This is a genomic window from Streptomyces sp. NPDC057682, assembly GCF_042799575.1.
Classification (GTDB): Bacteria; Actinomycetota; Actinomycetes; order Streptomycetales; family Streptomycetaceae; genus Streptomyces.
The window spans coordinates 144583-157990 of record NZ_JBHVIN010000022.1 but is presented as its reverse complement, the minus strand read 5'-3'; the positions used below and the strand labels follow the sequence as shown (position 1 = coordinate 157990).

The 13408-nt window shown below is 72.0% G+C and carries 8 protein-coding genes and 1 pseudogene; 5 read left to right on the top strand and 4 right to left on the bottom strand.

Features of this window, described 5'->3' with window-relative positions; all coding sequences use genetic code 11:
• Nucleotides 1–219: 219 nt before the first annotated feature.
• Entirely contained in the window at nt 220–1113 is an 894-nt protein-coding gene (locus ACFVDM_RS33120) for a cellulose-binding protein (RefSeq protein ID WP_383649120.1), read from the top strand.
• A gap of 76 nt (nt 1114–1189) precedes the next feature.
• Here the strand turns inward: ACFVDM_RS33120 and ACFVDM_RS33115 are convergent, their stop codons facing one another.
• Nucleotides 1190–1645: a MarR family winged helix-turn-helix transcriptional regulator gene (locus tag ACFVDM_RS33115; RefSeq protein WP_383649117.1), complete on the bottom strand. Its 456-nt coding sequence runs from the start codon at nt 1643–1645 to the stop codon at nt 1190–1192.
• 142 nt (nt 1646–1787) lie between these two features.
• Here ACFVDM_RS33115 and ACFVDM_RS33110 point away from each other — a divergent pair, with 142 nt between their 5' ends.
• Nucleotides 1788–3245: an MFS transporter gene (locus ACFVDM_RS33110; protein WP_383649114.1), complete on the top strand. Its 1458-nt coding sequence runs from the start codon at nt 1788–1790 to the stop codon at nt 3243–3245.
• 70 nt (nt 3246–3315) lie between these two features.
• On the opposite strand, the gene ACFVDM_RS33105 is transcribed toward ACFVDM_RS33110, so the two are convergent.
• The 3 genes and pseudogenes from ACFVDM_RS33105 to ACFVDM_RS33095 all read right to left on the bottom strand — a co-directional run.
• The gene (locus ACFVDM_RS33105) at nt 3316–4926 is read right to left on the bottom strand and encodes a cation acetate symporter (protein ID WP_383649189.1); all 1611 of its coding nucleotides are present in this window, start codon (nt 4924–4926) and stop codon (nt 3316–3318) included.
• A complete protein-coding gene (locus ACFVDM_RS33100) occupies nt 4923–5312 on the bottom strand; it encodes a DUF485 domain-containing protein (protein ID WP_383649185.1) in 390 nt (129 codons plus the stop codon). Before ACFVDM_RS33100 ends, ACFVDM_RS33105 begins: the two co-directional genes overlap by 4 nt.
• A 172-nt stretch (nt 5313–5484) precedes the next feature.
• Nucleotides 5485–5779: pseudogene (locus tag ACFVDM_RS33095) on the bottom strand (MFS transporter); the annotation flags it as partial.
• Nucleotides 5780–6158: 379 nt separating this feature from the next.
• Between ACFVDM_RS33095 and ACFVDM_RS33090 the strand changes: the two are divergent.
• From ACFVDM_RS33090 to mfd, 3 genes are all read left to right on the top strand, one after another.
• Nucleotides 6159–6947 carry an ABC transporter ATP-binding protein gene (locus ACFVDM_RS33090; protein ID WP_383649112.1) on the top strand — a complete coding sequence of 263 codons (789 nt, stop codon included), beginning with the start codon at nt 6159–6161 and terminating at the stop codon, nt 6945–6947.
• Complete coding sequence (locus tag ACFVDM_RS33085) at nt 6944–9523, top strand: ABC transporter permease (RefSeq protein WP_383649110.1); 2580 nt, start codon at nt 6944–6946, stop codon at nt 9521–9523. The genes ACFVDM_RS33090 and ACFVDM_RS33085 overlap by 4 nt, the downstream gene beginning before the upstream one ends.
• Before the next feature lie 321 nt (nt 9524–9844).
• Nucleotides 9845–13375 (top strand): transcription-repair coupling factor, encoded by a 3531-nt coding sequence (gene mfd, locus ACFVDM_RS33080; RefSeq protein ID WP_383649106.1) that lies wholly within the window; start codon nt 9845–9847, stop codon nt 13373–13375.
• The last annotated feature ends 33 nt before the right edge of the window (nt 13376–13408 follow it).

Here is a 13408-nt window from a genome sequence, read left to right as displayed (position 1 = left end):
GGTCGGGCCGGTTCGTCGGGGCGTGGCGCTCCTCTCCTTCGGGGGAGGGGCGCCGCGCTCTTTTGTGTGGTGGGGGTGGTGTGACGGGTGGGGCGGGTGCGGGCTGTGATGCCTGTCGCTTCCGTCCGGATTCCATCGAGTCGATTCCGACTTCCGTGTCAATTGCCGCATCCTTGACGTATTGCGTGATGGTCGGAGAGTCGGAAAGAGGCGTCCAGGATGAGTTCTGCACCGGTGTCCGCGTACGGCTTCGTCGGGGTGCGGGGGCGTGGCTACCGTCCGGAGCAGGTGGAGCGGGTGACGGCCGCGCTGACGGCGGAGCGTGACGGGGCGCGGGAGCGGCTGGCCCGGCTGGCGGAGCTGGCCGAGAGTCTGGTGGCGGAGTCGGCGCGGCTGGACGAGGTGGTCGCGGGTCTGGAGCCGCAGGACTACGCGTCGCTGGGGGAGCGGGCGCAGGAGATCCTGGCGCTGGCCGAGGGGGAGGCGCGGGCGGTGCTGACCGCGGCCCGGGAGGAGGCGCAGGCGGTGCGGGACGCGGCGGACGCGGCGGCGCGCGCGGTCCGCGAGTCGGCCCGTGCGGACGCGGCCGGGGTGCGGACGGCGGCGGAGCGCGCGGCCGGTGAGGTGCTGGACGCGGCCGGGGCGCGGGCGGACGAGGCCCTCGCGGCGGCCCGGCAGGAGGCGGGGCAGGCGCGTGAGGAGGCCGAGGCGGCGATGGAGGCGACCCGTTCGCGTACGGCGAGTGTGCTGGCGCACCAGGAGCAGGAGCACGGCGAGCGCGGGGCGGCGGCCGCGCGGGAACTGGCGGACGCGGAGGCGGCGTGGGCGGCCCGGGAGGCGGAGCTGACCGAGCGGGCGCAGGCCGGTCTGGAGGCGGCGCGGCGGGCGCGGTCCCAGGCGGAGGAGGCCGCGCGGCACCGCGGGGAGGACGCCGACGCGCGGCGTCGCGAGCTGCTGGCCGAGGCCCGGATGCGTGAGGAGCGGGTGGTGCGGGAGACCGAGCGGATCCTGCGCGAGCACGAGGAGCGCCGTGAGGACGTGCAGGCGCACATGGCGCATGTGCGGGCGTCGCTGGCCGGTCTGACGGGGCGTGAGGTTCCGGCGAAGGACTGACGGGCCCGGTTCGAGTCCGGGGTCGTACGGGTCCGCGCGCCCCGGCGGGGTCCGGGGCGGTGCGTCCGGCGGGGGCTCAGGGGCGGGGCCAGGGGCGCTTGGAGAGCTGTTCGATGCCGCTGTTGAACCGCTTGAGGTAGCCGGCGAAGGCGGCGATGTCCTCGTCGGGCCAGTCGGCCATGACCTTGTCGAGTGCCTGGACGACGCGTTCGCGTTCCTGGTCGAGCAGGGCCGCGCCCTGTGCGGTGATGCGGAATTTGCGGGCCATGCCACCCGCGGGGTCGGGGATGCGCTCGACCAGGCCGGCCCGGGTGGCGGCGGCGGTCTGGCGGTTGAGCGTGGAGGCGTCGAGGCCGAAGGCGTCGCTCAGTTCGCCGTTGGACATGGGGCCCTGGACGCGGATGCGGCTGAGCAGGATGTAGGCGCTGCGGTCCATGAGGGCGAACCTGTGCCGTCCGCCCCGGTGGTACGCGAGGTCGTGCCGCCCGAGCAGCATCTGCTCGTACTCCACCTCGTCCGTGGGTCTGGCCATGTCCGGAATCCTCCTTCGGTGCGTCGGACCATGCTCTCATGGAGTGTGCATGCAGCACATAATGTGTATGACTCATTCCGCGTGTATGATGCACGTCTTATCCCGGTAGGCGGGACCGAGACCCCCCAAGGAGTTCCCTTTCATGGATGCCCCACAGCCGACCGTCCGATCCGGCGGTGTGATCGCCACACTCGCCTTCGCCGGCACCGTGGCGGCGATCATGCAGACCCTGGTGACCCCGCTCATCGCGGAGCTGCCGAAGATCCTCGACACCTCGTCGTCCAACGCCGCCTGGGTGATCACCGTCACCCTGCTCGTCTCGGCCGTGTGCGTACCGGTCTCCGGCCGCCTCGGCGACCTGCTCGGCAAGCGGCGGATGCTGCTCGTCTGCGCGGTGCCGCTGGTCATCGGCTCGGTGGTGTGCGCGCTCTCGTCCACCGTCGTCCCGATGATCATCGGCCGCGGCCTCCAGGGCATGGGCATGGGCATGGTGCCGCTCGGCATCGCCCTGCTGCGCGACGTGGTGCCGAAGGAGAAGCTCAGCTCCTCCATCGCGCTGGTCAGCGCCTCGCTCGGCATCGGGGGCGCGCTCGGCCTGCCGATCGCCTCGGCCGTCGCCCAGTACGCCGACTGGCGCGTGCTGTTCTGGGGCTCCGCCGCCCTGGCGCTCATCATCTTCGCCCTGATCTGGTTCCTCGTCCCGGACGTCCCGGCCGGGGCCAAGGGACAGCGCTTCGACGCGGTCGGCGCCGTCGGCCTCGCCGTCGGCCTGGTCTGCCTGCTGCTCGCCGTCTCCAAGGGCGCCGAATGGGGCTGGGCCTCCGGCACCACGATCGGCCTGTTCGCGGCCTCCGTCGTGGTGCTCCTCGCCTGGGGCTACTGGGAGCTGCGCACCACCGACCCGCTGGTCGACCTGCGCACCACCGCCCGCCCCCGGGTGCTGATCACCAACATCGCCTCGCTCTTCGTCGGCTTCGGCATGTACGCCGGCATGCTCATCGCGCCGCAGCTGCTCCAGTTCCCCGAGGCCACCGGCTACGGCCTGGGCCAGTCGATGCTCCAGGCCGGTCTCTGGATGGCCCCCGGCGGCGTCATGATGATGCTCATCTCGCCCTTCGGCGGAAAGCTCACCGATGCCCGCGGCCCGAAGTTCACCCTGATCAGCGGCGTTCTGGTGATCGCCGCCGCCTACGGCATCGGCATCCTGCTCATGGGCTCCGCCTGGGGCCTGATGCTGTTCCTCATGGTCAGCAGCAGCGGTGTCGGCCTCGCCTACGGGGCGATGCCCGCCCTGATCATGAGCTCGGTCCCGGCCTCCGAGACCGCCGCCGCCAACGGCTTCAACACCCTGATGCGCGCGCTGGGCACCTCGATCGGCGCCGCCGTCATCGGCGCGGTCCTCGCACAGATGACCACCGAGACGGCCGGCTTCACCTTCACCTCCGAGGCGGGCTTCCGCACCGGGCTGATGTTCGGCTGCGGCGTCGCCCTCGTCGCCGCGCTGATCTCCGTGTTCATCCCGGCCGTCCGCGGCGCCGGTGCCCCCGGCGCCACGTCCGACGCGGCCGCCGCCCCGGAGGCGGTCGCCGCCAAGGGCTGACCCCGTACCCCCCACAGCCGGCGGCCCGGCCGCGCCCCCGCGAGGGGAGCGTGGCCGGGCCGTCCGGGGTTCAGGGCCGCCCCGACGGCGGCGCGCCCGCCAGGATCCACGGCTCCTGCCGCTCGTACAGCCGCCGCTCCTCCGCCGCCGTGCGCCGGCCCAGCACCGTGCCCAGCCAGCCCGCGACGAAACCGACCGGAATGGAGACCAGACCGGTGGTCGTGTACGGGAACCAGTTGAAGTCCCGGCCGGGGAAGACCGAGTCCGGCGCGCCCGAGACCAGATTGGTGCCGGTGATCAGGACGAACACGCTGAGCGTGCCGCCGATGAGCGTGCACAGCAGTCCGGTACGGGTGAAGCGCCGCCAGAACATGCTGTAGACCAGCGCCGGGGCCAGCGCCGAGGCCCCCACGCAGAACGACAGGGTGGCCAGGGCCTGGAGGTTCCAGTGCCGGGCCGGGACCGCCAGCGCGATGGTCACCAGACCCACGGCCACCGCCGCGCCCTGCGCCGTGGCCATCTCGGTCGGACCGTCCACCGGCCGCCGCTCCGGGCCGCGCACCCCGTGCGCGAACAGATCGTGGGCCAGGGAGTTGGCGCAGGCCAGGATCATTCCGGCGACGGAGGCCAGCAGGGTCAGGAAGATCGCGGTGGTCATCGCCGTGACGGCCAGCGCCCCGCCCCGGCCGCCCGCCGCGACCACCCCGCTGACCTGGAGGATCGCGCTGTTGCCCTGGGGCGCGGCGGCGGTGATGGCGTCGTGGCCGACGAGCGCGGCGGCCCCGACGCCGATCAGGAAGAGCAGCGGGCACAGGGCGACGACCACGGTGACCGCCCAGGACATCGAGCGGCGGATGGCCGGGGCGGTGAGCGCGCTGGACATCCGCATGGTGATGTGGGGCAGACAGGCGGTGCCGAGCACGACGGTCAGCTCCGAGCTGATCATGTCGGCCGCGTTGCCGCCGAACTGGAGCCCGGAGCGCAGATACGCCCCGCCCGCCCCGCTGCCCTCCTTGGCAGCGGCGAACAGCGCGCCGGTGTCCCAGTGGAAGCGGTTCAGGATCAGCACGGAGACGGTGAGGCAGGCGGTGAACAGCACCACGATCTTGACGATGTGGACGAGCGCGGTGCCCTTCATCCCGCCGATCGCCGCATAGCCGATGATCACGGTCCCGAGGACGACGACGCATCCGGTGCGGAAGTCGGAGCCGTCGAACCCCAGGATGAAGGCGAGGAGTTCACCGCTGCTCGCGAGCTGGAAGACCATCATCGGCAGGAGCGCGGCCAGGGTGGCCGCGCACGCGGTGATCCGCACCGCCCGGCCCGGGGCCCGGCGGGTGAGCATGTCGCCCATGGTGAACCGGCCCGCGTTGCGCAGGGGTTCGGCCAGCAGGAACATCAGCAGCATCAGCGAGAGCGCGGTGCTCAGGGTGAGCACGAGGCCGTCGTAGCCGGTGAGGGCGATGATGCCGGTGGTGCCGAGGACGGTGGCGGCCGAGATGTAGTCACCGGCGATGGCGAGCCCGCCCCGGAGCGGGGAGAGCGAGCGGTAGCCGGTGTAGAACTCGTCCAGGTCGTCGCGGTCGGGCCCGGTCAGCACGCAGAGCAGCAGCGTGATCGTGGCCACCGCGACGAAGGCGGCCAGGGACATGGACTGGGCGGACTCGTCGAAGCCGTTCACCGCCGGGCCGCCGTTCTGCGCAGTCCCGCGGCGCGCGGGTCCACGGTCCGCCGCGCGATCCGCTCGTACAGGGCGATCGCCAGCAGGGTGACGGGCAGTTGGCACAGCCCCAGGGCCAGACCGACGGTGAGACCGCCGCCCACGGGCCGGCCCATGAAGGACGGGGCGAAGCCGGACAGGACCAGGAACAGCGTGAAGTAGCCGAGTGCCGTGAAGGTCGCGGTGCGGCGCAGCAGCCGGTAGGCGGCGCGCAGCCGGCGGAGGTCCCCGTGGTTCCCGGGCGCGGGGGCGAGCGCCGGGACGGAGGGGGCGGCCGGTGGTGCGGTCCCGAGCGCGGAGGGTCGCGGATGCGTGCGCCGGGCGGGGTGCGGGGGGTCGTACGACATGGTGGTGCCGCTCCTCGCATGCTCGTGCGGTGCGGGAAGCGAACGTTACTCGCCGGTATGCGCGACTGGGGAGAGGTTCCGGCGAACTGCCCTTGTTCTGTACGGGAGTTGGCTGTAATTCGCCCCTCGGTCCGCTGCCTTCTCCGGCTGCTCCGCGGGCTCGTCCGGGCGCACGACGGGAATGGTCGGACGGGAGCTTCCCGTACACCGGCAGCGTCACCGAGCAGAGAGCCGGAGAAGAGCCACGAGAAGACGGAGAGCCCGCCCGGATCGCCGACGATCTGCGGGACGGCGGTCGACACGATCGTGCCGTCGATGGCCGCCGGCGCCATGCACCGCATCAGCGCGGCGACCACGGGGCCGCGCCCCCCCCGGGACGCGGGGGAAGGGGCGGGTCCGGTTCCGGACCCCGATATCGCCTCCGTGCCGCCGTCCGTGGAGCCCGCCAGGATTCCTTCCCTATGCATGTATCCGCCGGACACTGTCTCACCTGCGGCTCCGGGTGGGCAGGGGGCACGGAGGACCGGCCGGAGGGCGGGACGCCTCCACCCAGGGGTGTGGACCCGGGGGTGCAGTCCCCGAGACCGGCATCGGCCCAGGGGACCAGACCCCTAGGGGGAGCTCCTTACATCCGCCCAGGGGCCGTTCCTCCCGCCGGAGGACGTGCCCGCTCCCCCCGCTCCGTAGCGTTGTCGACAGACCGCGAGTGCGGGGGACCGGAAGGGACGGGGTGGGGAAAACCCCACCCGAAGACTGCGCTGCGCACCAGCGCGCACGACGCCCTCCGACGACCAGACTTCACACCAGACGGCGACACCGCGTCGCCGACCGACCGAGGAGAAAACCGTGACAACGGCTGTCAGCATTCCCAGGCACGGGGGCACTGGAGGGCGTACGGCCGTGGCTGCGCGGGCGCGGCAGGTCGTCAAGGCGTACGGCACCGGGGAGACCCGGGTCGTCGCGCTCGACCATGTCGACGTGGACATCACCCGCGGCCAGTTCACGGCCATCATGGGCCCGTCGGGCTCCGGCAAGTCGACGCTCATGCACTGCCTCGCCGGGCTGGACACCGTGACCTCCGGTCAGATCCACCTGGCCGAGACCGAGATCACCGGCCTCAAGGACAAGAAGCTCACCCAGCTGCGCCGCGACCGCATCGGCTTCATCTTCCAGGCGTTCAACCTGCTGCCGACGCTCAACGCCCTGGAGAACATCACGCTCCCCATGGACATCGCGGGCCGCAAGCCCGACGCCGCCTGGCTCCACCAGGTCGTGGAGACCGTGGGCCTGGCCGGCCGGCTCAAGCACCGCCCGACCGAACTCTCCGGCGGCCAGCAGCAGCGCGTCGCCGTGGCCCGCGCGCTCGCCGCCCAGCCCGAGATCATCTTCGGCGACGAGCCCACCGGCAACCTGGACTCGCGGGCCGGCGCCGAGGTGCTGACCTTCCTGCGCAAGTCCGTCGACGAGCTGGGCCAGACCATCGTCATGGTCACCCACGACCCGGTCGCCGCCTCCTACGCCGACCGCGTCCTCTACCTCGCGGACGGCCGCATCGTCGACGAGATGCTCAACCCCACCGCCGAGCAGGTGCTGGACCGGATGAAGGACTTCGACGCGCGCGGGCGGACGTCATGACCGTGTGGAAGACCTCGATGCGCAACTTCTTCGCGCACAAGGGACGCATGGCGCTCTCCGCCGTCGCCGTCCTGCTCTCGGTGGCGTTCGTGTGCGGCACGCTCGTCTTCACCGACACCATGAACACCACCTTCGACAAGCTGTTCGCGGCGACGTCCGCCGATGTCACGGTCAGCCCGAAGTCGGCCAAGGTCACCGACACGCCGGAGAACGGCAAGCCGGAGTCGCTGCCCGCCTCCCTCGTCGCCCGGGTCGCCAAGGCCGAGGGCGTCGCCAAGGCCGAGGGGGCCGTCTCCAGCGGCTCGGTCACCGTCGTCGACAGCCACAACAAGAACATGGGCTCCGACACCGGCGCCCCCACCCTCGCCGGCAACTGGACCTCCAACGACCTGCGGTCCATGGAGATCACCTCCGGCCACGCCCCGCGCGGCCCGACCGAGGTCATGGTCGACGCCGACACCGCCGACAAGCACGGCCTGAAGCTCGGTGACGAGCTGCGCACCATCACCGTCACCGGCGACATCCGGGCGAAGATCAGCGGCATCGCCACCTTCAAGGTCACCAACCCGGGCGCGGCCGTCGTCTACCTCGACACCGCCACCGCCCAGCAGCGGCTCCTCGGCCGCCCGGACGCCTTCACCCAGATCTCCGTCACCGCCGCGTCCGGCGTCAGCGACGCCGTGCTGAAGCAGAACGTCACCAAGGCGCTGGACGGCTCGGGCGCGTACAAGGTCCGCACCCAGAAGGAGGCCGCGGCGGACAACAAGGACTCCATGGGGTCCTTCCTCGACGTGATGAAGTACGCGATGCTCGGCTTCGCCGGAATCGCCTTCCTCGTCGGCATCTTCCTGATCGTCAACACCTTCTCCATGCTGGTCGCCCAGCGCACCCGCGAGATCGGCCTGATGCGGGCCATCGGCTCCAGCCGCAAGCAGGTCAACCGGTCCGTGCTGATCGAGGCGGTCCTGCTCGGCATCGTCGGCTCCGTCCTCGGCGTCGGCGCCGGTGTCGGACTGGCCGTCGGCCTGATGAAGGTCATGGGCGCCATCGGCATGGAGCTGTCCACCGAGGACCTCACCATCGCCTGGACGACCCCCGTGGTCGGCCTCGCGCTCGGCATCATCGTCACCGTCCTCGCCGCGTACATCCCGGCCCGCCGGGCCGGCAAGGTCTCCCCGATGGCCGCCCTGCGCGACTCCGGGACGCCCGCCGACGCCCGCTCGGGCTGGATCCGCGCCGGCATCGGCCTGGTCCTCACCGGCGGCGGCGCCGCGGCCCTGTGGGCCACCACCCAGGTCGACAAGGCGAGCGACGGCTCCCTGTACCTCGGGGCCGGCGTCGTGCTCACGCTCATCGGCTTCATCGTGATCGGCCCGCTGCTGGCCGGGATCGTCGTCCGGGCGCTCAGCGTCGTCGTCCTGCGCCTCTTCGGCCCGGTCGGCCGGCTCGCCGAGCGCAACGCCCTGCGCAACCCCCGCCGCACCGGCGCCACCGGCGCCGCACTGATGATCGGCCTGGCCCTGGTGGCCTGCCTCTCGGTCGTCGGCTCCTCGATGGTCGCCTCGGCCACCGACGAACTCGACAAGTCCGTGGGCACCGACTTCATCGTGCAGTCGGGCAGCGGCCAGCTGATCGTGCCGCAGGCCGCCGAGGCCGTCGAGAAGACCCCCGGCATCGACCACGTCACCCACTACCGGGTCCTCAAGGCGGACCTCACCAACCCCGACGGCTCGACCGACGACACCCACGTCACCGCCGCCGACCCCACCTACCCGAAGGACCTGCGGCGCGAGACCGTCGCCGGCGACCTGGCCGCCGCCTACGGCGAGAACGCCATGTCGGTCGGCTCGGACTACGCCGACAAGCACGGCATCGAGGTCGGCGACACGATCACCGTCGACTTCAAGGCCGGCGACACCGCGAAGCTGAAGGTCGCGGCGATCACCTCCGACGACACCAACGTCGACCAGGGCGCGATGTACCTGAGCACCGCGACCGCCCAGCGCCACATCGCGCAGGGCAGCATGCCCTCGGACATGCTGCTGTTCGCCATGGCCGAGGACGGCAAGGAGAAGGAGGCGTACGCCGCCCTCAAGACCTCGCTCGACGCCTATCCCCAGTACAAGGTGCAGAACCAGGCCGACTTCAAGCAGGACCTGAAGGACCAGGTCGGCCAGCTCCTGAACATCGTGTACGGACTGCTCGCCCTGGCGATCATCGTCGCGGTCCTGGGTGTCGTGAACACCCTCGCCCTCTCGGTCGTCGAGCGGACCCGTGAGATCGGCCTGATGCGCGCCATCGGCCTCTCCCGCCGCCAGCTGCGCCGGATGATCCGCCTGGAATCCGTGGTCATCGCCCTCTTCGGCGCCCTGCTCGGGCTCGGCCTGGGCATGAGCTGGGGCACCTCGGCCCAGAAGCTGCTGTCCCTGGAGGGGCTGCAGGTCCTGGAGATCCCCTGGCCGACCATCATCGCGGTCTTCGTCGGCTCCGCCTTCGTGGGACTCTTCGCCGCCCTGGTCCCGGCCTTCCGGGCCGGCCGGATGAACGTCCTCAACGCCATCGCCACCGACGGCTGAGGCACATCCTCCCCATAGACTGACCGCACCGGCCCCGGACGTTCCTCCAAACGCCCGGGGCCGGAACCGTGCGCGGGGACGGACCCGACGCCCGGGGCCGGAATCGTGCGCGGGGTCCGGGCCGTCCCGCCCGTCGGCGGGGCGGCTGTCGGTGCGGAGTCGTAGGCTGGGAACCCCGGCCCCTCCGGGGCGGTTCCCGGACCCCGCCGGGCGTGGAACCGCCCGCGGCACGTGTCGGGTCCTTCGCGTTGCCCCAGGGCGGCGCCCTCTGGCGGCAGCCGGCCGTCAGGCCACCCCTCACCACCCGGACGGAAGCCCTTCATGAGCCTGCACGGTCTGCTGGATGTCGTCGTACGTGATCCGGCGCTCGAAGAAGCGGTGAAGGCCGCCGGTGACGGTCACCGCATGCACGTCGACCTGGTCGGCCCGGCGGCCGCGCGGCCCTTCGCCGTCGCCGCGCTCGCCCGCGACACCCGGCGCACCGTGCTCGCCGTCACCGCCACCGGACGCGAGGCCGAGGACCTGGCCGCCGCCCTGCGCACACTGCTGCCGGCCGACTCGATCGCGGAGTTCCCGTCCTGGGAGACCCTGCCCCACGAACGGCTCTCGCCCCGCTCCGACACCGTGGGGCGCCGGCTCGCCGTGCTGCGCCGGCTGGCCCACCCACGCGCGGACGACCCGGAGACCGGACCGGTCCAGGTCGTCGTCGCCCCCATCCGCTCCGTGCTCCAGCCCCAGGTCAAGGGGCTCGGCGACCTGGAGCCGGTGGCGCTGCGCACCGGAGAGAGCGCCGACCTCGGCGCGACCGTCGAAGCACTGGCCGCCGCCGCGTACGCCCGGGTCGAACTGGTCGAGAAGCGCGGCGAGTTCGCGGTGCGCGGCGGCATCCTGGACGTCTTCCCGCCGACCGAGGAGCACCCGCTCCGGGTGGAGTTCTGGGGCGACGACGTCGAGGAGATCCGCTACTTCAAGATCGCCGACCAGCGCTCCCTGGAGGTCGCCGAGCACGGGCTGTGGGCGCCGCCCTGCCGGGAGCTGCTGCTCACCGACGAGGTCCGCGAGCGGGCCGCCGCCCTCGCCGAGGCCCATCCCGAGCTGGGCGAACTGCTCGACAAGATCGCCGAGGGCATCGCCGTGGAGGGCATGGAATCGCTCGCCCCGGTCCTCGTCGACGACATGGAACTGCTGCTGGACGTGCTGCCCGACGGCGCCATGACCATCGTCTGCGACCCCGAGCGGGTCCGGACCCGGGCCGCCGACCTGGTCGCCACCAGCCAGGAGTTCCTCCAGGCCTCGTGGGCGGCCACGGCCGGCGGGGGAGAGGCCCCCATCGACGTCGGCGCGGCCTCGCTGCGCGGCATCGCGGACGTCCGCGACCGCGCCCGCGAGCTGGGCATGATGTGGTGGTCGCTCTCCCCGTTCGCCGCCGACGAGGAGCTGGACGACGACACCCTGAAGCTCCGGATGCACGCCCCGGAGACGTACCGGGGCGACACCGCCCGCGCCCTCGCCGACACCAAGGGCTGGCTGGCCGACGGCTGGCGCACGGTCTACGTCACCGAGGGCCAGGGCCTCGCCTCCCGCACCGTCGAGGTGCTGAGCGGCGAGGGCATCCCCGCCCGCCTCGACCCGGACCTGGCCGAGGTCACCCCCTCCGTCGTCCACGTCTCCTGCGGCGCCCTCGACCACGGCTTCGTCGACCCGGCGCTGAAGCTCGCCGTGCTCACCGAGACCGACCTCACCGGCCAGCGCACCGCCACCAAGGACCTGGGCCGGATGCCGGCCCGCCGCAGGAAGACCATCGACCCGCTGACGCTGGAGACCGGCGACTACATCGTCCACGAACAGCACGGTGTGGGCCGCTACATCGAGATGGTGCAGCGCACCGTCCAGGGCGCCACCCGTGAGTACCTGCTCGTGGAGTACGCCCCCGCCAAGCGCGGCCAGCCCGGCGACCGGCTGTACATCCCCACCGACCAGCTGGAGCAGGTCACCAAGTACGTCGGCGGCGAGGCCCCCACCCTGCACCGGCTCGGCGGCGCCGACTGGACCAAGACCAAGGCGCGCGCCAAGAAGGCCGTCAAGGAGATCGCCGCCGACCTGATCAAGCTCTACTCGGCGCGCATGGCCGCCCCCGGCCACACCTTCGGCCCGGACACCCCCTGGCAGCGCGAGCTGGAGGACGCCTTCCCGTACGCGGAGACGCCCGACCAGCTCACCACCATCGCCGAGGTCAAGGAGGACATGGAGAAGTCCGTCCCGATGGACCGGCTGATCTGCGGCGACGTCGGCTACGGCAAGACCGAGATCGCCGTCCGGGCGGCGTTCAAAGCGGTCCAGGACGGCAAGCAGGTCGCCGTCCTCGTCCCCACCACGCTCCTCGTCCAGCAGCACTACGGCACCTTCACCGAGCGCTACTCCCAGTTCCCCGTCAACGTACGGGCGCTGAGCCGCTTCCAGTCGGAGACCGAGTCCAAGGCCACCCTCGAAGGGCTCCGCGAGGGCTCCGTCGACCTGGTCATCGGCACCCACCGCCTCTTCTCCTCCGAGACGAGGTTCAAGGACCTCGGCCTGGTCATCGTCGACGAGGAGCAGCGCTTCGGCGTCGAGCACAAGGAGCAGCTGAAGAAGCTCCGCGCCAACGTGGACGTCCTCACCATGTCCGCGACGCCCATCCCCCGTACGCTCGAAATGGCCGTCACCGGCATCCGCGAGATGTCGACGATCACCACCCCGCCCGAGGAGCGCCACCCGGTCCTCACGTTCGTCGGCCCGTACGAGGAGAAGCAGATCGGCGCGGCGATCCGCCGCGAACTGCTCCGCGAGGGCCAGGCGTTCTACATCCACAACCGGGTGGAGTCCATCGACCGGGCCGCCGCCCGGCTGCGCGAGATCGTCCCCGAGGCCCGGATCGCCACGGCACACGGGCAGATGTCCGAACAGGCCCTGGAACAGGTCGTGGTGGACTTCTGGGAGAAGAAGTTCGACGTCCTGGTCTCCACGACGATCGTCGAGTCCGGCATCGACATCTCCAACGCCAACACCCTGATCGTCGAGCGCGGCGACAACTTCGGCCTCTCCCAGCTGCACCAGCTGCGCGGCCGCGTCGGCCGGGGCCGCGACCGGGGCTACGCCTACTTCCTGTACCCGCCGGAGAAGCCGCTCACCGAGACCGCCCACGAGCGTCTGGCCACGATCGCCCAGCACACCGAGATGGGCGCGGGCATGTACGTGGCGATGAAGGACCTGGAGATCCGCGGGGCGGGCAATCTGCTGGGCGGCGAGCAGTCCGGCCACATCGCGGGCGTCGGCTTCGACCTGTACGTCCGTATGGTCGGCGAGGCCGTCGCCGACTACCGGGCCTCCCTGGAGGGCGGGGTGGAGGAGGAGCCGCCGCTGGAGGTCAAGATCGAGCTGCCGGTCGACGCCCACGTCCCGCACGACTACGCGCCCGGCGAGCGGCTGCGCCTCCAGGCGTACCGCTCGATCGCCTCGGCCTCCTCCGAGGACGACATCAAGGCCGTGCGCGAGGAGCTGACCGACCGCTACGGCAAGCTGCCGGAGCCCGTCGAGAACCTGCTGCTGGTCGCCGGTCTGCGGATGCTGGCCCGCGCCTGCGGTGTCGGTGACATCGTGCTCCAGGGACCGAACATCCGCTTCGCCCCGGTGGAGCTGCGCGAATCGCAGGAGCTGCGGCTCAAGCGGCTCTACCCGAAGACCGTGATCAAGCCGGCCGTGCACCAGATCCTGGTGCCGCGCCCCACCACCGGGAAGATCGGCGGAAAGCCGGTCGTGGGCCGCGAACTGCTGGCGTGGACCGGGGAGTTCCTGACGACGATCCTGGGTTCGTAGGGCGCGGCCCGGGGCACCGCCGGCCGCCGCCGC